Annotated in this window: 18 protein-coding genes; 8 read left to right on the top strand and 10 right to left on the bottom strand. The window is 39.8% G+C overall.

Features of this window, described 5'->3' with window-relative positions; translation table 11 throughout:
- Positions 1-6 precede the first annotated feature (6 nt).
- From putA to ACN0T8_RS05955, 6 genes are all read right to left on the bottom strand, one after another.
- On the bottom strand, positions 7-3,156 hold the full coding sequence (gene putA, locus ACN0T8_RS05980; protein ID WP_417879738.1) for a bifunctional proline dehydrogenase/L-glutamate gamma-semialdehyde dehydrogenase PutA: 3,150 nt from the start codon (positions 3,154-3,156) through the stop codon (positions 7-9).
- 210 nt (positions 3,157-3,366) lie between these two features.
- Positions 3,367-4,155, bottom strand: coding sequence for an AraC family transcriptional regulator (locus tag ACN0T8_RS05975; RefSeq protein ID WP_417879737.1), 789 nt, complete (start codon positions 4,153-4,155; stop codon positions 3,367-3,369).
- 128 nt (positions 4,156-4,283) lie between these two features.
- Entirely contained in the window at positions 4,284-4,928 is a 645-nt protein-coding gene (pdxH, locus tag ACN0T8_RS05970) for a pyridoxamine 5'-phosphate oxidase (protein ID WP_417879736.1), read from the bottom strand.
- Between the two features lie 229 nt (positions 4,929-5,157).
- Positions 5,158-7,308, bottom strand: a complete 2,151-nt coding sequence (locus tag ACN0T8_RS05965; protein WP_417879735.1) for a GNAT family N-acetyltransferase — start codon at positions 7,306-7,308, stop codon at positions 5,158-5,160.
- Positions 7,309-7,694: 386 nt separating this feature from the next.
- Positions 7,695-8,669, bottom strand: a complete 975-nt coding sequence (locus ACN0T8_RS05960; RefSeq protein ID WP_417879734.1) for a ParB/RepB/Spo0J family partition protein — start codon at positions 8,667-8,669, stop codon at positions 7,695-7,697.
- Positions 8,669-9,892 carry an AAA family ATPase gene (locus tag ACN0T8_RS05955; protein WP_417879733.1) on the bottom strand — a complete coding sequence of 408 codons (1,224 nt, stop codon included), beginning with the start codon at positions 9,890-9,892 and terminating at the stop codon, positions 8,669-8,671. Before ACN0T8_RS05955 ends, ACN0T8_RS05960 begins: the two co-directional genes overlap by 1 nt.
- A gap of 1,421 nt (positions 9,893-11,313) precedes the next feature.
- Here ACN0T8_RS05955 and ACN0T8_RS05950 point away from each other — a divergent pair.
- Complete coding sequence (locus ACN0T8_RS05950) at positions 11,314-13,290, top strand: replication initiator protein RctB domain-containing protein (RefSeq protein ID WP_417879732.1); 1,977 nt, start codon at positions 11,314-11,316, stop codon at positions 13,288-13,290.
- Positions 13,291-13,396: 106 nt separating this feature from the next.
- On the opposite strand, the gene ACN0T8_RS05945 is transcribed toward ACN0T8_RS05950, so the two are convergent.
- Positions 13,397-13,861 (bottom strand): hypothetical protein, encoded by a 465-nt coding sequence (locus ACN0T8_RS05945; RefSeq protein ID WP_417879731.1) that lies wholly within the window; start codon positions 13,859-13,861, stop codon positions 13,397-13,399.
- A 377-nt stretch (positions 13,862-14,238) separates the two neighbouring features.
- On the opposite strand from ACN0T8_RS05945, the gene ACN0T8_RS05940 reads away from it, so the two are divergent.
- The 3 genes from ACN0T8_RS05940 to ACN0T8_RS05930 all read left to right on the top strand — a co-directional run bounded on the left by ACN0T8_RS05940 (position 14,239) and on the right by ACN0T8_RS05930 (position 15,863).
- Positions 14,239-14,436: a hypothetical protein gene (locus ACN0T8_RS05940; protein WP_417879730.1), complete on the top strand. Its 198-nt coding sequence runs from the start codon at positions 14,239-14,241 to the stop codon at positions 14,434-14,436.
- Between the two features lie 372 nt (positions 14,437-14,808).
- Entirely contained in the window at positions 14,809-15,018 is a 210-nt protein-coding gene (locus tag ACN0T8_RS05935) for a DUF3283 family protein (RefSeq protein ID WP_417879729.1), read from the top strand.
- A 122-nt stretch (positions 15,019-15,140) separates the two neighbouring features.
- Positions 15,141-15,863, top strand: coding sequence for a YebC/PmpR family DNA-binding transcriptional regulator (locus tag ACN0T8_RS05930; RefSeq protein WP_417879728.1), 723 nt, complete (start codon positions 15,141-15,143; stop codon positions 15,861-15,863).
- 110 nt (positions 15,864-15,973) lie between these two features.
- Here the strand turns inward: ACN0T8_RS05930 and ACN0T8_RS05925 are convergent, their stop codons facing one another.
- Both ACN0T8_RS05925 and ACN0T8_RS05920 read right to left on the bottom strand, forming a co-directional pair.
- Positions 15,974-16,264 (bottom strand): hypothetical protein, encoded by a 291-nt coding sequence (locus ACN0T8_RS05925; protein ID WP_417879727.1) that lies wholly within the window; start codon positions 16,262-16,264, stop codon positions 15,974-15,976.
- Positions 16,265-16,439: 175 nt separating this feature from the next.
- Complete coding sequence (locus ACN0T8_RS05920) at positions 16,440-17,834, bottom strand: MATE family efflux transporter (protein ID WP_417879726.1); 1,395 nt, start codon at positions 17,832-17,834, stop codon at positions 16,440-16,442.
- A 78-nt stretch (positions 17,835-17,912) separates the two neighbouring features.
- Here ACN0T8_RS05920 and ACN0T8_RS05915 point away from each other — a divergent pair, with 78 nt between their 5' ends.
- From ACN0T8_RS05915 to ACN0T8_RS05905, 3 genes are all read left to right on the top strand, one after another.
- Positions 17,913-18,797, top strand: a complete 885-nt coding sequence (locus ACN0T8_RS05915; RefSeq protein ID WP_417879725.1) for a helix-turn-helix transcriptional regulator — start codon at positions 17,913-17,915, stop codon at positions 18,795-18,797.
- Positions 18,798-18,929: 132 nt separating this feature from the next.
- Positions 18,930-19,907 (top strand): DUF1852 domain-containing protein, encoded by a 978-nt coding sequence (locus ACN0T8_RS05910; protein WP_417879724.1) that lies wholly within the window; start codon positions 18,930-18,932, stop codon positions 19,905-19,907.
- Positions 19,908-19,926: 19 nt separating this feature from the next.
- Entirely contained in the window at positions 19,927-20,958 is a 1,032-nt protein-coding gene (locus ACN0T8_RS05905; protein ID WP_417879723.1) for a methionine synthase, read from the top strand.
- Between the two features lie 103 nt (positions 20,959-21,061).
- Here the strand turns inward: ACN0T8_RS05905 and ACN0T8_RS05900 are convergent, their stop codons facing one another.
- The gene (locus ACN0T8_RS05900; protein WP_417879943.1) at positions 21,062-21,400 is read right to left on the bottom strand and encodes a cytosolic protein; all 339 of its coding nucleotides are present in this window, start codon (positions 21,398-21,400) and stop codon (positions 21,062-21,064) included.
- A 755-nt stretch (positions 21,401-22,155) separates the two neighbouring features.
- Between ACN0T8_RS05900 and ACN0T8_RS05895 the strand changes: the two genes are divergently transcribed.
- Entirely contained in the window at positions 22,156-22,929 is a 774-nt protein-coding gene (locus tag ACN0T8_RS05895; RefSeq protein ID WP_417879722.1) for an NERD domain-containing protein, read from the top strand.
- Positions 22,930-23,003: the final 74 nt, after the last annotated feature.

Genomic DNA, 23,003 nt, shown 5'->3' with positions numbered 1-23,003 from the left:
ACTCTCCTAAACAGATTCAGTTTCAGTGGTCATCGCCACTTGAGAAAAACGATATAGATAGTGCGGCCCGCCAGCTTTAGGGCCAGTACCAGATAGCCCTTGCCCACCAAATGGCTGAACTCCAACCACCGCGCCAACTTGGTCGCGGTTGATATAACAGTTACCGACACGTGCTTGTTTTTCAATCCAGCGATAGGTAGTTTCATTACGACTATGCACGCCCATCGTTAAGCCAAATCCGGTTTGATTAATATCTTTAACCACTTGTGGCAATTTATCGGCTTTAAAACGGATGATATGTAACAACGGCCCGAATTTTTCTTCCGTTAACACACGAATATCATCAATTTCAAATGCGGTTGGTGGAACAAAATCGCCGGCCTGGCACTCTGCTGATAAGGCAAGTTCTGTCACCAACTTTTGGGTTTTCTTCATTTCATCGATGTGGGCAATCAGTTTTTCTTTTGCCGCGGTATCTATCACTGGCCCAACATCGGTTTTATGTAAGTAAGGTAGACCAACTGATAACTCTTTCATTGCACCTTTGATTAACTCAATAATGCGATCTGCAATATCGTCTTGCACATAGAGCACACGTAAAGCCGAACAACGCTGCCCTGCCGAAGCAAAAGCAGAGCGTAGTACATCACGCACCACTTGCTCAGGTAACGCAGTACTATCGACTATCATGGCATTTTGACCGCCTGTTTCAGCAATAAATGGCACTGGCTCTGCATCACGTTGAGCAAGCGTGGCATTAATTCGCTGCGCGGTTGGTGTTGAGCCTGTAAATGCCACACCGGCAATCGCAGGGTGAGAGGTTAATGCAGGACCAATTTCAGAACCTTGCCCGGTTAACAATTGAATCGCACCAGATGGGATCCCCGCTTCAAGCATTAACTCAATGGCTCGTGTTGCGATTAAGCTAGTTTGCTCTGCTGGTTTGGCAATAACGGTATTACCACTGGCAAGCGCAGCAGTAATTTGCCCTAAGAAAATAGCTAAAGGAAAATTCCATGGGCTAATACACACGAATACTCCACAACCTTCGCGATAAATCGTGCGCTCTACCCCATCAAATCCTAGCTGTTTTTTAGGTTCGAAGATGGCATCTTGCTTACTGTAAAAACGACAAAAATCGACAGCTTCACGTACTTCATCAATAGAGTCATGAATCGTTTTACCGGCTTCCTTATGACAAATCGCCACTAACTCTGGCAAATGATCCTCTAAAAGATCCGCCAAACGGTCTAATTTTTCGCCACGGGCTTGATAACTAACCTTGTTCCATTCATGGAAGCATGATTGAGCAACCTCAATTGCCTCGGAAACATGATCAAGGTTGGCATGAACAATAGATCCAACTGGGATCTTTCTGTCATAAGGTGCGGTGATTGCTTGAACCTGCGCATCGGCATTTTCTGTATCCTTGATCATGCTTTCGAAATATTTTTTGCCAGCAATGATAGGCCCACCTTGCCAAGTTTGAGTCAGCCAATGTTCAACTTGTGCTTCAAATGGCTCTAGCTCACTTTGGATATCAATATTGACGCCATAAGAGTTTTGTCTTTCATTAAATATCGCTGGTGGTAGTGGAATCGCCGTATTGTTATAATGCTCATGCGCGGTCAAGGTATCAACCGGATGTTGATTGAGAGTTTCAATTGGACAGCGGGCGTCAACCAAACGGTGAACAAACGAACTATTGGCACCGTTTTCAAGTAAACGACGCACTAAGTAAGGTAATAAGTCTTTGTGGCTACCCACTGGCGCGTAAATACGTACAGATTGACCAAACGCTTTCATCGCATGTTCATATAGGGAATCTCCCATGCCATGCAAACGCTGGAACTCATAATCTTGATGGTTGGCCATATTGGCAATCGCCGTCACCGTATGAGCATTGTGGCTAGCAAATTGTGGGAAAATATTGCCATGCACGTGTTCACTTAATAAGAAACGTGCACATGCTAAATAAGCCACATCAGTCGCTTCTTTGCGAGTATAAACTGGGTAGTTTGTGTAACCAGCCTGCTGAGACCACTTGATTTCACTATCCCAATATGCGCCTTTAACTAAACGTAGTGGAATAAGATCACCTTGCTCTTTAGCAAGTGCATTTAACCAAACCAAAACAGGTAGTGCACGTTTAGAGTAAGCTTGAATTACCAATCCAAACTGACCCCATCCTTTCGCTGCTTCACTACGATAAAGTTTTTCAAATAGTTCCAAGGACATTTCAAGTCGGTCGGCTTCTTCCGCATCAATGGTTAAAGCAACACCAAGTTGTCGAGCTTGTAAAATCAGTTGCTCAACCGTATTGTATAGCTCGCTCATCACACGCTCTTTATTGGCCACTTCGTAACGAGGATGTAACGCTGATAGCTTAATTGAAACCGAAGGTGCTGGGCTGATGGAAGGATCAAACTTATCATTACCAACCGATTGAATAGCCATTAAGTAATCATTAAAGTATTTTTGAGCATCTTGAGTGGTTAACGCCGCTTCACCTAGCATGTCATACGAATAGGTGTAGCCCTTTTCACGCATGTTTTTACCATTCTTTTGCGCTTCAGCAATACTACGACCTAGCACAAATTGATGACCCATGATTTTCATCGCTTGGTGCATCGCTTTGCGAATAACTGGCTCAGACATCTTATTGATAAGACGATTCAAACCTTGAGTTGGGCTTTGCGCTTCTGATTCTTTTAAACCGACAACTTTACCAGTCAACATTAACCCCCAAGTCGAGGCATTAACAAACACAGAATCCGAATTTTTAAGGTGAGATTTCCAATCAGCAACACTTAATTTGTCACGAATCAATGCATCTGCTGTTGCGGAATCAGGAATTCGCATAAGCGCTTCAGCTAAACACATTAATAAAATACCTTCATGGGTATCTAGACTGTATTCAAGCAATAAAGCATCGATCATTTGAACGGCTTTTTTATCCGCGCGAATAGATTTGATCAGATCTGTGGTTTGATTTTCAATGGCAAGTTTTTCTTCATCACTTGGTTGCGCTAAAGGTAATAACTCTTTGAGCCAAGTTGATTCATCAACCATATATAAAGGAGAAATCAAAGACCATAGTTGGTTTAAAGGCTGATCATTAAATTCCGCGTTCAATACATCTGCAGCAGTAAACATACATTTTCCTCATACAAATTCGGAACTATCATTGAAAGTAGATCTGAAGTGTAAGAGGAAAAATCCGTTTATAATTGTTTTAAGCTCCGTTTTATTTTATAAAAAGCATTTTATGCAACAAAAAACTAACACGATCACAAAAATTCGATAAATGTATTGGTGAAGGGAAAGCTGGGGAAATTGGTGAGCGTTTGTTTATCACGCAAAAAATTAGTAATTTTGTCGGTACTGAGAAGGAGACATTCCAACTATTCGTGTAAAGCTATGGGTAAAAACACTTTGCGCAGAAAAACCAACCACTTCTGCAATATGGCCAAAACTATACTGACCTTCTTTAATTAACCGTTTAGATTCTTCAATCCGTTTAGTGAGAACATATTGATGTGGGGTCATTCCAACTTGCGCTTTAAATAATAAATGAAATTGGCTTTCTCCCAAAAACGCACACGCCGACAAATCAGCTACCGTTATTTTGCTCGATAGGTGCTGCAAGATATACCGATCAAGCAAATCCATATTCAATCGATGCCCTTTTTTGTACATTTCGAATTTCTTAATATGACGGTGCAATAAAGCAATAATGGTATCTTGGCAGGCTCGGCACAATAACATATCTTCAGGGCTTGCTTTAATTTCTCGAACCAACATTTGAATCAATTGCTGAATTTCAAAATCAAGTTGAAAATAGACTTCTTCCGATAATAAATCTTCTAATAGATGGGCAACTTGAGAATCAATATTCAGTGTCTCTAAAAAGTTGAGAACTAAAATATCAGAATCACCAATACCACCAAAACGATGCTCTGAAGAAGCACGAACAATACAACCTTGTCCTGGGCCAATTAAATTCACTTCACCTTCAACATCAAATTCAGCTCTACCGGAAAGCCCTATCACTATCTGCGTGTAATCATGATGATGGTGCGCCATATGGCTTGGCAAGGTGATGACTTGTGCAGGTCGAGGTGGCGCTTGGTAAAATTCATCATAAGTAGGCATAACAAACCTTCATCCTTGAATCGTCGTCATTAAACAGGAAACCTCTTGATCATTGTTCCGAAACGATGATCAAGAGCGTCTGTTTTACGGTCAGATGTCGTTCAATATAAAGTAATCATATTAAGTCATTAAGGCGCTAAACGAGATATATCCCAGTTAGTCTCGGAGGTATCTTGTTTGCTATACACAAAGCGGTCATGCAAACGATGCTCGCCACCTTGCCAAAATTCAATGGTATCTACTTTGACTCGGAATCCGCCCCAGAAAGTCGGAACGGGTATTTTCCCTTCCGAAAACTTAGCTTTTAGTTCCATATATTTGCCTTCTAAAACACTACGGGCAGAAATACGACTGCTTTGCTTACTCGCCCAAGCGGCTAGTTGACTCTCTTTTGGTCGTGAAGTGAAGTACTTCATATTTTCCATTGTAGTAAGTTTTTCCACGTGACCAGTAATATGAACTTGTCTTTCCATCGGATGCCATGGGAAATGTAAACTGATTTTTTGATTGTGTTCTAAATGCTGAGCTTTGCGGCTACCTAGGTTGGTATAAAAAACGAAACCATCATCATCAACATTTTTTAATAATACGATTCGTTGAAAAGGCTGACCATGTTCATCAACCGTTGCAACTGTCATTGCGGTAGGATCGGTCAATTCAGCTTTTATCGCCTGCTCTAACCATAAATTAAATTGATCGACGGGATTGTCGGCCAAGTCAGAACGTTTTAAAGCATCCATCACATACTCACGACGCATATCAGAAAGTTTCATATATTTTCCCTAATTCTATTTTTTATTATTTTGCGCTTTACATCAGGTGAATTCAAGGCTAGTGATAAACCTCGATTAATCGTATCCGAGTCTATTTAACAAGTCGGTTTACAGTGTAAATCGAGGTTATACCCAAGTGATTTCAAAATACAAAATTCAGATCTATCATCCAATCCTTTAGACATAAAAGATTGGAAAAGAAATGTAATCACTTTTCAAACTCACAAATTTACACTGTAAATTGCTTCAACCATTCTCTTAATTGTTTCTCAACTTGTTTTCTACCCGCCAATTTATATTTAGTCGCTACTACTTGCCATGAATGGAAAAGCAGTACCTTATCAATCACAACTGATATGACATTTCTATCCACGCTACTTTGTTGCGAAGCTAATTCTGAAAACAGATTTACTTGTGATAAGTATTCGATGACAAACTGACTATACCAAGGCACAACCGATTCAAAACTGTTTCCCCCTAAAGCAAAGTTAGACAGTATAGGAGAAAGTGAACATTTCTTAGAATCCTGATTCGAATGAAACAATAAACTCGCTAATGTCTCATGTTCGATATCTTGATATTGCAGAGGCAAAACGCGTTGAAAGTTATCGAGGCAACTGAAAGCGGCAGATTCAACCCAGCGTTTAGCACGCTCAGATAATGCTTGTACCATAAAAGCAGAATAACAACCGCTAACGTGATCTCGACGAGTCCCCATTGAAACTAACTGAAAAGACTTTTTCCAGAAATGGATCAGCTCAGCCGTTGCACCAAAACTCACTGAAATAAAATCAACGGACCTTACGACATCAACCGATGTTAATTGCTGCTGTAATTTCTGTAGAGCAAAACGCCCTACCCCATACCCTTGGCAAGTGGGATCAACCGCAATTCGCATAATGCGAGCCGATGTCTGTTCAGCAGGTTGATTCATTGCTAGATGATTAGTTAAGTAGGCTGCGGCTAGATGCCCTTTTGGTCGACGCACTCCTAGCTGAATATCAGTAATCGATTGACTATCTAATCCACCTTCCATGCTTACCAGCAAGCAACCAATCACGTTAGGATTTTCTAGAGAATCTTTGTTCATATAAGAAATCTGATAAACGTGAATTTCATCAGACGCTAAAACTTGCATCATATCATTAGGTGTTGTTTGATAATGTGCAGTCACAAGCAAACCAAAAATAGAACGAAACCGTTCAGAGTTTTTAACCAAATCTTGCTTGGATACCAAACTCAATTCTATTTGCGATAGCTCTAATGACTCGGCATTAGTCTCAGAGGTATTGAGATTAAAAGCGCCAACACAATCATCGGTATTAAGTAAAAACGTCTCAAATGACCAGTTTTCTAATGGGTCATGTTCAGCCCAACGAATCGGTTGAGTTAACTCAATATGCTTCCAGCCAAGACGATGCTGATTCAGCCATTGCATAAACTTAATCGAAAACCCTCGACCAGAGCCTTCATAACCATGAATTGTGGAACTAAAAACTAAACGATGAAAACGATTCACGAAATTTTTTAGTATAGGTAAAGGTATGGCTGCCGCTTCATCGACTAATACAAGATCGGCATCAATTTCCGAAATATTCAATTCATCCGGTGCAATAAAGCATAACTGCGAACCATTCGAAAGATGCCATTCTGTGCGTGTTTGAGATAGCCAAGTTAATTGATCAACTGTTTTATCAGCGAATTCAAACAAGGGATTTAACGCGTTGATAGACGGTGCGGTAATAACTATCTTCATCACACGTTGCGACATCAATTTTGCCGCCGCGATACCTAGACTGGCCGTTTTACCTCGACCACGGTTAGCGTTTAAAACCAATGGTCGGCGACGATGACCTGTCACCACTTTTTCAATTGCAGCAACCGCCTCTTCTTGTTGATCATGTCGATTAAGGGTTGCAGAAGCCTGACTAAGCTCCACATTAGCAAGCGATAAATCATCAACCGAAAGGTTATCAATACATGGCCAATGCTTAATATGTTGTGCCAGCCACTGGGTTTGATATGAATTATCTACCGATTCAAAATTGATAATAAAAAGAATGCCACCACCGACCAAAGCACCCAGCGCAGCATTAAAGCTATTTGCATCAAAATTGTTGTCATCAAAATCAACAACCAGCAACTCTACCTCTTGTCCAAGTAATCGCTGGCCTTGTTTACTCGTATAGTGTGGACAGCCTAACAGAGGTTGAGTACCACCAAGCCAAGCAGTTTTGGTAATATCAATATTCTGTTGATCGATAAACTGAGATAGCAATTGATGAGCATCGGCATCATTTAACTGTAATTGCACCGCAACTCGCTGATTAACAAGACGCAGATTAGAGGATAAGGTAGTAAGATAGTTAAGTGCTGACATACTTATTTCTAAATTTAAAAATCGATAGTGTATACCCAAGTGACTCCAAGATGCAGAATTCAGAGCTATCATCCAGAACTTTAAGCAAGGAAAATTGGCAAAGGAATGTAAGCACCTTTCAAACTAATACGACACTGTATAAAGGTTTGAATGAAGCTCCCGAAGGGCAAGTTAAAACAAGCTTTATGCTGCGTTAAATTGCAAAGAGATAGAATCACTATGATCATATTCAATTTGCCTTGCCTAAAACTTGTTTTATTCTTGCTGAAACTCGCATCTTGAGGGTACTTGGGTATAAGCATATCACAGAGACAAAAAAAGCCGCACAAATGGCGGCTTAATTAAGGAGAACAGTGTTACCCCAAATTACTTGGATATAAAGTTTACTAGGCTAATTTACCTTGCACATAGGCCAAGATATCTTGCATCACTTCATCATCCACTTTTTTCAGAGAAAGCGATAAATTAGCACCTTTGCGAGTATAACTAACACGCCCTTTCACTAAATCAACTTTATCTGAAGCTGTTTCTTTTTTGCTTGGTAGCAACTCTTCAATCCACTCTTCTAACTTGTTTGATACTTCTTTCGTCAAGCGAGCAACACCTTGAGATTGTGATTGTTGCCAAATCGCACCATGCCCTTTTCGACACTTCTCAAGTAACCTTTCTTGTGATTGTTGAGATAATGAAAAGTACTGTTTATGCAGTTTAACGATAGTCGGACGGCCCACATCGCTCACATTAGGGTAAGCTTGCAGTAATTCTAATGGTAGCGCGGCGGCTTTAAGTGCCCCACTCACCAAGGCTTCACTGCATTGGAACATTTGCGCTAATGCTTTTTGATCTGCAGCGGCACCAGAATCGAGCTTAGCTTGCATCTCACGGCCACGTTCATATAACGATAGCGGCTTATGTGCATTCGCCACATCAGATAAAAATTTAGCGTGGTCAGATTGAATATCGTCAGCTACATAGATCAGAAAATCTTTCTGCGCCAAAATACACGACATACGACGACGGCTACCGTCTAGTACTTCAATTTTACCTTCAGCATTACGTCGACCAACAGCTGGATACTGCTGTCCACGCTCTTTTAAAGTAACTAAAATATCAGATAAGGCGTGCTCATTTAAAAATGATTGTTCACGTGAATTCTCAGCGAACACCACAGTTTGGCTTTCGATTTCTGAGGCAGGCACAGACATCAACTCAAAAGCCACCAAATCTTGGCCAGCGATCGCCAATTCAATCACTTGTGCTTTTTCTTTTACTGCTGCTTGAGCTTCGACAGGAGAAGTCGCACGGCGTTTATTCGCCTTACCAAATAATTTAGCATTCAATTCAGAAGTTTTAATCGCCATTATTTATCCCCCTGGTTTAATGACGCCCAATGACTATGCATCACACGCTCTAATTCTAGCGCGCTTTTTTGAATAGCATCTTGTGCTGTAGCTAAGGTTTTCTTACCACCTTCAAAATCACCGGCAGTTAAATCAAATACTGTACTGTAAGTATCAGCACAAGTTTCAAATGCACGACTACGTGGAATGGTTGCCATCATTACTTGTTCGGCAAGCAGATAATTCATTTCCGTTAATACTGAAACTTGTTTTTTATTGTCATCTTCAAACATGGTAGGCATTAAACGAACAAACTCTAAACCTTGCCAATCTTCCGGGAACATTTCATACACCGTTGGTAAATGTTGGAAAAAGTTCACTGTTGATGCCCAGTCTAAGCGCTTAGCAGCACAAGGAATTAGTAAGGCATTAGAGGCATACATTGCATTCCAAACTAATGGATCGACGTGCGGACCGGTATCCATCATGATGATATCAAAATCATCGGCAATCTTATCAATCAGCTTTTCTTTTAGTAGCTTCACAATATCTAATGACTGATTTTGTGATAAATGCTGCCAAGCTTCCGCGTTGAACATGGCATCTTCAGGAAATGCCGAAATGGTTTTTAAGTTCGGATATTGAGTCGGCAATAACACATTTTTACGTAAAAACTCCGTATCGACCTCTACCCCTTCCGGCACATTATCCAGCATGACATCTACTGCTGAATAGATTTCTTCGTGATCATCAACACTAATTTGTGGATTAAGGAACAAACGTAACGAACCTTGCGGATCTAAATCGATTAAGCAAATACGGTAACGCTTATCCAAATTCAATGCTAAACAAGCAGCAAGATGCACTGCCGACATAGATTTACCTGTGCCACCTTTTTGGTTCTGTACATTGACGATCCATGGTTTATTACCCGTATTCTTCTTACGCTGATAGAACATATCAACACCAGCCGCATCCATTAACTGATGCGCTTCACTCAGTGTAATGGAATAATGGTTCGCATTGTTTTTGGTAAATTGATGACCAGTCGCTTCCATTTTAGCAATCGCTTCATCTAACTTACGACGCGTCAAGCCTGAACGAGTTTCCATCAAAGCTTTGGACATAGCAGGGAAGTGGTCATCTTTACGTTCTTCTAAAACAATCTCGATACGATCTGCTTGAACTTGCTTTGTTTGTTCAGCAAGGCGCTCAAGATTTTGAATCGTCTGTTCTCTTTTCATAAGTTCATCCAGTTAACTTTACTTAAAATCATTGTACAACAAAAAACCACAAAAACAATGATTAGCTGCACATTTAGTGTAATGATAAATTCAAAGCAAAATTGTCATTTATTTGCAATAATGGATAAAAATGTATATTTACTCACATTTTTCTCACCATTATTATCAGGAAAGTGCAAAACTTTTTAACAGTTACAATGTCACTTATTTACAATGTAAATACCGTTTTATTCGGAACGATTAATTAAGTAGATAAAATTACGGTCATTGTCGAATCAACATAAAAATAACGATAAATCAAGTAAATCTATTAAAATCAACCTATCAATAAGAGGGTAGGGGAGCAAGATAAAACAAAAGAGTCGTATAGGCTAAAGCAGCAACTACGCTTAATAATAGAATTACTTTGTATATAAACCGTTATATCCACTCATAGGTAACGACAATACACCAGTTTCAGCTTGTAAACATATAGATAAATGACTTCAAGATGCAGAATTCAAAGCTATCATCCGAACCTTTTGGCAAATAATTATTGCCTAAGTGTTCTAAAAATTAAATGAATAGTACAGATTTACCCTAAGCTAGATTGATGAAATAGCCTTGATCATCGTTCCGTAATTAATATAGAAAGAGTCCCAAATTCCAATATAAAAGCTGAGAGATTGAAAAACAGTGATAATTTTTATTTTAATCGCTCATTTATCTAATAAAGATAAATATAGAAGGAAGCATGATCAAGGATTAAAGTGTCAATTCAATTTGATTGATATAAAGATCACTTTCGGATCGATGATCAAGTGTAAATATACATCGGAAGCATGAAAAGCCTTGTATAGATTACATTGAATGTGAATTGAATTGATATTTTATATCGAAAAACACGCTTTAGTATCTCCAATCAACAACTAATAGCCTTGATCATTCTTTCTAACACCAGGATAAGCTCATCAATAATTAAGGAACGATGAATAACAGAGCCTCACCTTGATCATCGTTTCATAGAGTTACATAAGTGAGGAATATTCATTTTTTCAGCTTTTACACAAATCCGCACGGTTTAACTGTGGATAACATGTAAATAATAGATGATCATCGTTTCATTATTTGTTTGATCATGCTTCATTAAATTAATGATCATGCTTCTGTTTCAAATTGATCATGCTTTCTATTAGATAATGATCATCGTTCTGGGTACTCTATGATCATGCTTTCAAACAAGAAAAAAATAACTTATTTATATTCAGATACTTAAAAGAGAAATCGCAGCCAGATCATAAGATCATATAACCATTTAAGATCAAATAAACATAAAGATCAGTTATTTAAAGAAAAGCATTTTTTTTCTTTCTTTTTTGATCTTTTTTATTTATTCTTTTGGAACTATATGAGATTTACACCCAATGACAAATGGAATTGATATGCCAACTCAAGAAAAGATCTTGATCAAACTCCCTCGAAACCACAAAGATGGACACTTATTTCAGATCTCAGAACACACTATCGATTGGATTGAGCAATATCAACATTTTAAAGGTGTCACCAAAAGTATTGTAGAACTACTAAATTTAATTTCTCTTAAAGGTTTATCCAGTAAAGATGGTTTAGTCTCTACAACTGAATTAATTGAAGCCACTGATGGACAATTGACTCGCGCTGCAATTCAGCAACGATTAAGAGCTGCCGTATCTATCGGTTTATTTAGCCAAACCCCAGTTCGATTTGAAGAAGGTCTGGCTGGCAAAACAATGCTTCATACTTTCATAAATCCAAATCAATTAATTTCTGTACTTGGTTCTACTAGTTTAAAAACCGATTCTACTCGCCAAACCGAAAAGCAAAAACGTTCTAAAGCATTGGCTCAAACTCAAGTAAATCGTCAATTACTCAACGAACACGGTTTATATACACCACCAGCAATGCGTGATGAAGCGGATCAATTCGTGGTTTCACCAACCAATTGGGCCGGTATTATTGATCAAGCTTTGGCTCCACCAAGAACAAGAAAAAATTATCAAAAATCAATGGTTTCTATTTCAGGAACCCGAGCGATTATTGAAACTCGATCATCAAAAAATATCATGACGGTTGATGATCTCATGACCTTGTTTGCTCTGTTTACACTCACCGTTCAATACCATGATCATCATCAGGATGATTATCATATGAATGCTAAACAGATGCCAAATAAAACCCCTTTGTATATCACTGATATTTTATCTTTACGAGGTAAAAAAGACAGCGGCCCTGCACGAGATTCAATCCGAGATAGTATTGATCGTATTGAATTTACCGATTTTCAATTGCATGAATTAACAGGTCGTTGGCTTAGTGAAAATATGCCAGAAGGTTTTAAGAGTGATCGTTTCCGCTTTATTGCTCGTACGATCACCGCTTCAGATGAAGCACCAACAGAAAATGCCTCGGGTGAAATTCGGATCAAACCAAACTTATATATTTTAGTTTGGGAGCCTTCGTTCTTTGAAGAGCTGCTAACCAAAGATTACTTTTTCTTATTCCCACCTGAAATTCTGAAACAGCATACACTCGTGTTCCAACTGTATACCTTCTTTAGAAGCCGCCTGGTGCGCCGTTTAACTGAATCTATGCTGCTCAGCGAGATTAATCAGAAACTCGCTCGTAACATCGAATGGCGTCGTTTTTCGATGGATCTTATCCGTGAATTAAGAAAATTATCGGAAGGCAAAACCACTGAAGATCTTTTTGTGGTGAATTTGTGGGGTTATCATTTAACGATCACGACCATAAAGGATAAAGGAAAAGTTCAAGATTATCAGATCAATATCCGTTGCGATGCTGAAGAGGTATTAAGATTTTCTCGTGCTCGCACCACCAATGCAGGCAAGCGAAATATGGCACCAACCTTGCCAAACCCACTACGTCATGAACTGGTGTCTCAGCAAAAGCTGCAAGAATTGGCGGAAATTATTGATGGTGAGTTTGAACCGATTCAACGTAAAGATCCTTCACCAAGAGGCCGTCTAGGTCGTAGAGTGAAGCTTAAAAAACACCTTGTAGAGATCAATGCGGATGAGTTAACGATCACTCTATCTAAATATACCTCACCACAAGCCTTGGAACGCAGTATAACAGCTTTATCAGCCATGACAGGACATCCGTTCAATTCTATCAAAGAAGAGTGCGAGGAGCTGATGAGTAAGCTGGATTGGTTACGAGTTGGTGAAGAGGTGTTGCCTTATGAGACATTAAGCAAAACTATTGAATTATTTAATCAGGAAACCAAATCTAAGCACCTTTCCATTGAAAGATTAATTGCAGGGTTAGCTGTACGACGCAAAGTTTGCAAGCAAGTGTTTGATGGTCATCTCGATGAAACTGTGATGCGTGCATTAGATGATATGGCGAATGTTTATTAATTATTTAAATTCAATTAGTTATAATTAAATATGAAAGCATGATCAAGGGGGAAGGTTATTCATGCTTTCGGAACGATGATCAAGTGCGATAGATCAAGTTGTATGCTTAAAAACGACGTTGATCTCTATTTCTCATATTTAATTCACCTAATGGTGCCATAAAAGCAATATGCAGCTCTATAAGTTGATTACTTTCTTGTTGCCACTCTGGTTGTCTTTGGCAAAATTCCAACATCATTACCGTTAATTGGTCGAGATACGCCGCTCCCCAATATCTTAGTTCAATTTGAGTGTGTGGGTTGGCAGTTATGCTTTGTAAGCGTGCATAAGCCAATTGAATATATTGATAAGCTATCTGATGATGTTCGAGACCATTAAAATAATGAAATAACAACAAACAGCCATCAAGCCAAGACTTGATCGCTTTAATATGCGTTTCCGATAATGGTTCCGATTCCGACCAAAGCTGCGGAGGCGGAGAGTGGATAAGGGAAACCAACTCCGAAATATTATGATTACCAGTATCTTGTTGGTGGCATTGAAGGCGAAATAACCAAGTGCTGAGTTCCATTGCGAGCCTCTTTCTTGAGTCTTCGAGCTATAAATTGATTGTAGTTGTTTTACTCTAAGGCTGCTTGTGTTGAAGGCATAAATTTTTGATTTTGAACTTGCCAGCAAAAAAAATTTACCTAAAATGCGTCAATCTGCTATTTATTATTGAGTGAAGGTTTAATTGCTAATTGTGACAGTTGAAATTGTCGCTTTTAGAATGGCGAGCCTTTGACGCTACACCCAGTTAAATAGAAACAAAAGCGGTAAATGGAATGGAAAACGCAACTTGTTTCTGAACTCTGAGTTTAGTCACACTCTGTATTTTATTTACTTAACAAGTGGACATTAGTTTGCTTAATATCCACTTTGTTTCCGCATGGTTTTCTGGAGGTACTTATGTCGATTAATTCAATTGATCATGATGACATGACTGGAATTGCAACAAGTTGGGATAATAATGATGATTCGAATTCTCAAGCGACGCCGAAGCAAATGAAAAGCGCTGAAGCGAGACGTCGAATCGAAATGTTAAAAGAGATTCGTGAAAGCGGTCTAACGTTAGAAGAAGCGAGAGATCTTGGCTTACTTCATTGAGATACTTAGCTAACCTCAGTTAAGAGGAATAGTTTATAAAGACAGGGTGTTTATTCATTCTGTCTTTTTATTTTCTATTTTTGCCATTACTTGGATATATACCCAAAGTAATTGGAGTTGCAGTGAGCGGCAAGTGAGTGAGGCCCCATGAGCATAGCTTGTCTATGTGATTGGGGTAAATGAACGCTGAGAAAAAAGCTGCAGCTTTAAGTACGAAGGGTATAGCAATATGGTTTGTTTACTAAGCTCGTTGAATTGCTTGCTACTAAATATCCTAAATTTACACTGTAAACCGATGAATATCTTTTTATCATTTGCCCCCTGCTATGGTATATTCCTGTGACTAACGACTCTTGAGCATAGGCCATTTTAATGTCTATAAATTTATCTTTGTTGTCACCAACTGAGAAAAATAAAATTGAATTGGATAAGCAAGCTTCATATGCAGTTTGGCAGTTAAAGCAAGCAAAAGCTGGACCTGAACTATTGCTAACCGAAGCTGAAAAAATTCGTAATGAAGATGAACGTAGATTCTTCGAACAAGCAGTCCAAAAATACAAACGGATAATGGGTGTCGCTTAAATCGCGAATTCGTTATCGGTATTCATAAGAGACATATTGCCAATTTGCTTGAATGGTAATAGTGATACGCAAACTTTTATGATAAATATAACGCGTTAAATTGAATCAGAGAGAACATTCCCATGGGAAGAAGTTTTGAAGTGCGCAAGGCCTCAATGGCAAAAACAGCTGGCGCAAAAATTAAAGTTTATTCTAAATACGGTAAAGAAATTTACGTTACCGCTAAAAATGGTGGTTCAGACCCTGATATGAACCTTTCGTTAAAGCACCTTATTGCTAAGGCGAAAAAAGACAACGTACCGGCTCACGTTATCGAAAAAGCATTAGATAAAGCGAATGGCGGTGGTGGTGAAGATTTCCAGCCAGCACGCTATGAAGGATTTGCACCAGGTGGTGCAAGTGTGATCGTTGACTGTTTAACAGATAACGGTAACCGTACTTTCCAAGATGTTCGCCAATGCTTTGTGAAAACGGGCGCTAAAATTGGTAGCCCTGGTACAGTCGCTCACATGTTTGATCACCAAGCGGTATTCCAGTTTAAAGGTGAAGACGAAGAAGCCGTATTAGAAGCACTAATGATGCAAGATGTGGATGTAACCGATATTGAGCTAGAAGATGGTGTGATTACTGTCTTTGCTCCTCATACTGAGTTCTTCAAAGCGAAAACAGCACTAAATGAAGAATACCCAGATCTTGTTGTGGATGTTGAAGAAATCACTTTTGTTCCGCAAAATCATACACCAGTAACGGGTGATGATGCCGTTAAATTCCAGAAGTTCTTAGACATGCTAGATGACTGTGACGACGTTCAACAGGTCTACCACAATGCTGAATTAGAAGGCTAATAAGCTAACCGCGTTGTCTGATAATTTAAGAAAGTTAAAAACAAACACCGAACTTTAATTGTTCGGTGTTTTTGCTTTTGAAGTGTGGTGAAAAGGAATTCTTATTGATGTTAATCGAAGAACTTACCACAAGGTGTGCCATCACTATCGACTTGTAATTGTTGATTCGAGCAGTGTTGGTAGAAGTAGGCCGCTTCTGCTTGAGTGGACATTTCATTACACATTTTTCGACTATCGCAAGCGAAACCTTGTTGTGAAGGTTTGTTTGATGACGCTGTGCTACCCATACCAAAAAATTCCGCTATTTGAGGTTTATAATCGGCATTATTTTGGGGGCGGCTTTGGTAAAAAAATTGCCAAATAGCTAATCCAACTAAGATGATGAAGGCGATTTTTTTCATAGTGAGTTTGCGTAGGTTTTTGTTTGATTATTGAACACACCATGGCGCAGTTAAATTATAAAGCCAAGGCGCAATAGAATACGTCTTGGCTTTTTGCGATTTAATTCTCAATTTAGTGGTCAGTATTCATCACTGACAGAAACATATGCGGTATTTTCAATAACTTCATCTGAGGTTAAATAGTCTGAATGGTTAAATTATTCAGCCATTTTCGTTTTAAATAACGGGTAAAACACAGACTTAACTTGACGATTTCTTCTGATATCATCAATAAGTATACCCAAGCAAAGCTTAATTCTGCGACAAAAGCGCCATAAGCGGTGAGTGGAATACCGACCATCCACATGGCAATAAAATCCATGCGTAAGCAGAAATGATTCTCTCCACCGGCGCGTAATATGCCGTTGATGATAAGCATATTAAGCATGCGGATGATAATAGCAAAACTCATCACCACAAAAGCCGGATCGGCAATACCGCTGAAGTTAGGACTATCGAGATCTAAAAAGGCGATCACATGGTTTCGCTGTAATAGCATGATACCGCAAGCAATCACTCCCATGACTAAAATGCACTTTATGAAAAATTTAGACATGGCTTGCGCTTGTAGATATTCATCTCGACCTAAAGATTGGCCAAGTAATACCGAACAAGCCACCGATATTCCCATAAAAATCGCATAACATAAGCCTTCAAACGGCCCTATCATGCTATAAACTGCTAGCTCTGTGGTTCCCATGTGGCCATAAATAACCTGATAAGTGAGCGTACCAAAGGCCCACAGTACAGCATTACACGCATTCGGTATCGCGAGTCGTTTATAAGATTGCCATAGGCGAGTGTTTTGCTTTTGGTAATCGCTCATGATTAACCAATGTTGCTGAAATTTTAACACACCATAAATAAGCAGTACCTGTACTACACGTGCAATAGTGGTTGAAAGTGCCGCCCCCGCCACGCCCATAGCCGGAACTCCGAAGCCACCGTGAATTAACCAAAAGTTAAGGGCTATATTAATCGCGATGGTAATGGCGGCTAAAATCAAAGGTAGCACTGCGTTACCACTTGAGCGTAAACTGGCTTCTGCGGTGATTACCCAATGAGTTAACATAAGCAAAGGCAGGCTATACAGCAAGTAGTCGGCACCTTGTTGGATCACTTGCATATCTTCAGTTTGCAGTCGCATAATTTGTGAACCGAAGCCCACCATTAAAATGGTTACTGGGATCATGATAATTGACCCAAACTTCAGCGATTGCATCGTGACGGTTTTAGCGGTTTCTTTATCATCACGCCCCCAGTATTGAGAAACAAGGGTTCCAGTGGCAGTGGCTAAGGCGGCCATGATCATGATTGCCACGAAATGCCAGCGAGATGCGATGCCTACCGCTGCGGTAGCGGTTTGTCCAAAATCACTGACCATCAATACATCAGCCAGCGCTAAAATTGCAACTAAAGCACTTTGTAGCGCCACAGGAAACGCCAGTTTCACTACCTTAGAAAATAACTTAGGTGGCAAGTATGACGTTGGTGGATTGGTTTGTATGCAAGAGTGTGGTTGAATGGACATGGTACATTTCCTAAAAGAACGGACTCTGTGATTACTGTAATTAGACTGCGAATATAGAAGAGCTTGGAATAAACCAACATGTTTGAAACCTCGAAAAACCTGTGCAAATCCGTCATTGAACAAGAGTTGCTCAATCGTCATTGGCAAGATGATGTTTATCTCGCTGAAGCATGTAAAGAGCGCTTTATTGTATCTTCAGAGATTCCTGAATTGAGTAATGAAGAAATTTCAATGGCAGGACTAGGGGAGTTTTCGCAGGGGTATTCTGTTGAGCGTCGTGAACCTGAAATCCATACGATTTTGTTTACTTTAGAAGGGGGAGGTTGCTTATCTACTCGTCATGGCGTTCATTATATTCAACCTAATAGTGTGACTGTTTTACCGCAAGGTCTCCCTTTTCGTTTTGAATTAGGCGAAAGTCCTTATTGGAAGATGGCGTGGATTTTATTACCTCCGACTGAAAAATGGCAACAAATCCAACAAAGCAAACAAAAGGTAGAGCAGACCCATCTTAGCGAATCAGTCTGGTCACTACTTAATTTAACCCATCAAGAAATTCATGGACGAGCCACCTTTCGTCAACTGTTATTAAGTGAATTATCCCGAGTGTTAATGGGTTCAACAGAGCTTAATCCATCGAATGCCGCCATGCGGGTGCACAGTGTGTTTAATCAAGTTGAAGCGCAGTTGCATTTGCCTTGGACAGTCAAAGAAATTGCTCAGAAAAGCTTTTTGAGTGAAGAACAGCTTAACCGTGTTTCCAAGCAGCTATATCAACGTTCCCCAAGCCAAAAATTGATCCAATTGAGAATGGAAAAAGCACTCGATCTACTGCATCACCGCGATTGGAGCATTACCATGATCGCCCACCGTTTAGGCTATCCCGATCCGTATAACTTCACGCATCGCTTTCGAAAAATCTATGGCATGTCACCAAGGGATTATCGTAAAACCAAATTATGAATATTTGTAGAGAATAGTACTCAACATGAATTTTCTTCATCTTCATTAGTAAATAAACGACATATCTATGCTGCGCTTAAAAGGTTATAAATTAAGCACGTTATCTTTTCGGATATAGGGACAGTCATCGATATGAGCCACGAATTTTCATTTAGTATTAAAAGCATCAGTTTTGATGAAAACTACCAGCCAGCGCAAAGCACTCGCGCCACGACTAATTTCGCCAATTTAGCGCGAGGTGAAAACCGTCAAAATAATCTTCGTAATACTCTGAATATGATCACCGATCGCTTCAATACACTTGCGCATTGGGATAACCCAACCAGCGATCGCTACACCGTTGAGCTCGACATCATTTCTGTAGATATGCACATTCAAAGCCATTCTGATCCTTTTCCATCAATTGAAGTGTTAAAAACTAGCATTGTTGATAACAAAACTGGTCAGCGTCATCAAGGTATTGTAGGTAATAACTTTTCATCGTATGTAAGAGATTACGATTTTAGTATCCGGTTACGTGAGCATAATAAAGATAAAGATCAATTTACGGTTCCCGATGATTTTGGCGATCTCCATGGCAACATATTTAAAGCCTTTGTCGAGTCTGATCTTTACCGCGACCACTTCAGCAAACGCCCAGTGATTTGCCTGAGCGTGTCAGAAAATAAAGTTTATCGAAAAACTACCAATCAACACCCTGTGCTTGGCGATGAATATCTCCCTAATGAATCCTCACTCACAGAACAATACTTTCAGAAAATGGGCCTGCAAGTACGCTACTTCATGCCGCCACAAAGCCGTGCGCCACTTGCCTTTTTCTTCTTTGGCGATTTGCTCAATGATTACACCAATCTTGAGCTGATTAGCACCATCAGCACGATGGAGACATTCCAAAAGATTTATCGCCCAGAGATTTACAACGCGAATGCAACCGCTGGTGAGCACTACCAACCTAGTTTGAAAAGCTCAAATCATTCGTTCACACAAATTACGTATGACCGTGAAGAACGCAGCCGCCTTGCTATTGAACAAGGAAAGTTTGCCCAAGAACATTTTATTAAGCCGTATCAATCTAGCCTCAAGCAATGTTTTAAAAACGTCGCGGCTTAATCAAGTAAAGGATCGAATCATGAAAACACTTTTACCGACTTCAACCGCAGGAAGCTTGCCGAAACCATCATGGCTAGCAGAACCGGAAACCCTTTGGTCACCATGGAAGCTAGAAGAGCAAGCACTTATCGATGGCAAGCATGATGCCTTACGTATTGCTCTGCATGAACAAGCTCAAGCGGGTGTCGATATTGTCAGCGATGGCGAACAAACACGACAACACTTTGTGACTACCTTTATCGAACATTTAAATGGCGTGGATTTTATCAACCGCAAAACCGTGACTATTCGTAATCGTTATGAGGCGAGTGTCCCAATGGTTGTCGGTCCTGTAAGTCGTAAAAGTTCAGTGTTTGTTGATGATGCAAAATTCCTCAGACAACAAACGACTCAGCCTATCAAGTGGGCATTGCCTGGCCCTATGACCATGATTGATACCTTATATGATGATCATTATGGTAGCCGTGAGAAATTAGCATGGGAATTTGCCAAGATCTTAAATCAAGAAGCCAAAGAGTTAGAAGCGGCAGGCGTGGATATTATTCAATTTGATGAGCCAGCTTTTAATGTGTTTTTTGATGATGTGAATGATTGGGGTATCGCCTGTTTAGAGCGAGCGATTGAAGGGCTAAAATGCGAAACTGCTGTTCATATTTGCTATGGCTATGGCATTAAAGCCAATACCGATTGGAAGAAAACGCTCGGTTCAGAATGGCGTCAATACGAGGCGGTGTTCCCTAAATTACAACAATCCAATATCGATATCATTTCACTGGAGTGTCATAACTCACATGTGCCGATTGAACTACTTGAATTGATCCGAGGCAAGAAGGTTATGGTTGGTGCAATTGATGTTGCCACCGATACCATTGAATCGCCTGAGGAAGTCGCTAATACACTACGAAAAGCACTACAATACGTGGATGCGGATAAGCTCTACCCTTGCACCAACTGCGGCATGGCTCCACTTTCCCGCGATATCGCCTCAGCAAAATTGCGTGCTTTGAGTGCGGGTGCAAAAATTGTGCGTGATGAATTGGCTTTGAGTTAATTAACGCCACAATTGATAGAGCAGTTAACGCGCTCTGATCCATTAAATCTGACACATATAAAAAATCCGATAAACACTGAGCTGTTTATCGGATTTTATGGTTTTAGTCTATGCGGGTAATAAAGGTTTGCTCGTCATCCACAAAAGCGACAAAACCGCCGTGATAGATAAACACCCGACCACGCCCCTCAACGAGGCAAGCAAGCTGTGGATTCAAATCTTCTTCATTGTCCGGGCTTTGAAAAGTGCCGGTATCGGTGATGGTGCCTCGGAATGTAGGCAAATATCCATAAGTGCGCTTGGCTTGATCAATCAGGCTCAATTCGCTGGTGGTAGAAAAGCAAGATGGAATCGCCCCAGCTTCTTCAATAAATAGTGTTTTCAGTTCTTCAAAAGCGGTAATCACCAGCCAGTCGATGTCGTTAACATGATGGATAAACATAGAGTCTCTCGATAATTCTGATGTGGAGATTCTATCATTATCAGGGGTAAAACGTAGTAGGAATTGAGTGTAATCAACCCCATCCCCGCTTTCCCTTATATCGACATCTGCTGCCAAGTGGCTTCATTTATCAAGGGGAAGAGCTGATCTTTGGCGCTTGTAGTTGTAATGCCTACTCAAGATTGACCGCTCATTATTGGGTCGTCATTCCAGCCGAGCCTAAGCGAGAGCAGGAATCTACTAATCACGCGCTGAATAGTTACAGTGTTTTTTATGTAGATACCGTTAAACAACAAGCGGTCACAAACAACTCCCTCCCTTTACCAATGAAAAATACTTGGCATCAATAATACAGCCAAGGGAGAGCGGGGGAGGGGTGATGCCGAAAAGCTAAGTTATCCAGAAACCCTACAACTTCTACAACGGCTATCTTTTATCATGTTAAATATTGCCAATACTGCCTAGTTTGAAATTAGAGTCATTGGATTTTTAGTTAGAAAATTAGTTATGTATTAGAGATATAGTTTCAGTTTTCGGTACTGAATAAATCTACAGTTCTTTATCACGAGTTGGCTTTGGTGAACTATACGGGTTATTTCCGCATTTTATGATGAATAAATATGAGGCGAATTCATATTTTATTAATCAATTTAGTTGTTTAGCTTGCTGTTTAAAAAAGTGACTGAGAAGATAGATGGAAAGACTATACGGATTTTTTTCGTCTATTAAATTGTTAGTTGAACAAGGAGAGTTTAGTGGATATTTTCGGAATATTAATAGGTGCATTAGCTCAAGTTTGGTACATCATACCTTTGTTGATTGTCGTTTCGATATTCAAGAGTCGGTGGTTTAAAGGTGTATTTGGCGAGTTTCTGGTAAACAAACTACTATCTCAGTTGCCTGATACCGACTACACACTGGTGAGGAATGTAACCCTACCTACAGATGATGGTACAACACAAATCGACCATATTGTTGTCTCAAGGTTTGGTATTTTCGTTGTGGAAACCAAAAACATGAAAGGTTGGATCTTTGGCTCTAAAAACCAAAAGCAATGGACTCAGAAAATCTATCGTCACTCATCAAAATTTCAAAATCCACTTCACCAAAATTACAAACATGTTAAGACTCTTGAATCCTTACTGGCTGTAGACAGTGAAAAACTGCACTCAGTAGTTGTTTTCATCGGAGACAGTACCTTTAAAACTGATATGCCTGAAAACGTCACTTATGCGCGTGGTTGCTTAGAATACATCAAAAAGTTTGAACAACCAGTGTTCTCTGAATCAGAATATAGTCAATTTGTGTACTCGATAAACGAAGTTAAGCTCAAAAAAGGCATTATTACGGATATTAAGCACCGTCAACATGTGAAAGAAATCGTAGAAGCAAAAGAAGCTATAAAGCAGTGCTCACGTTGTGGCTCAGAAATGGTTGTTCGTGAAACTAAGCGTGGTGAAAACAAAGGTAAACAGTTTTGGGGGTGTTCGGCATTTCCCAAATGTAGATCAGTCGAACAGTTCAACTAACAAGATAATTGGGCTCCCGCTCTAATAATGATTAAACTAAAACTGAGTCATTAAAGCTGGGAGATCAAAGATGA

Source organism: Vibrio sp., from assembly GCF_048266485.1.
Lineage (GTDB): Bacteria > Pseudomonadota > Gammaproteobacteria > Enterobacterales > Vibrionaceae > Vibrio.
The sequence above is the reverse complement of the archived record's forward strand: the minus strand, read 5'-3'. Positions and strand labels throughout refer to the sequence as shown.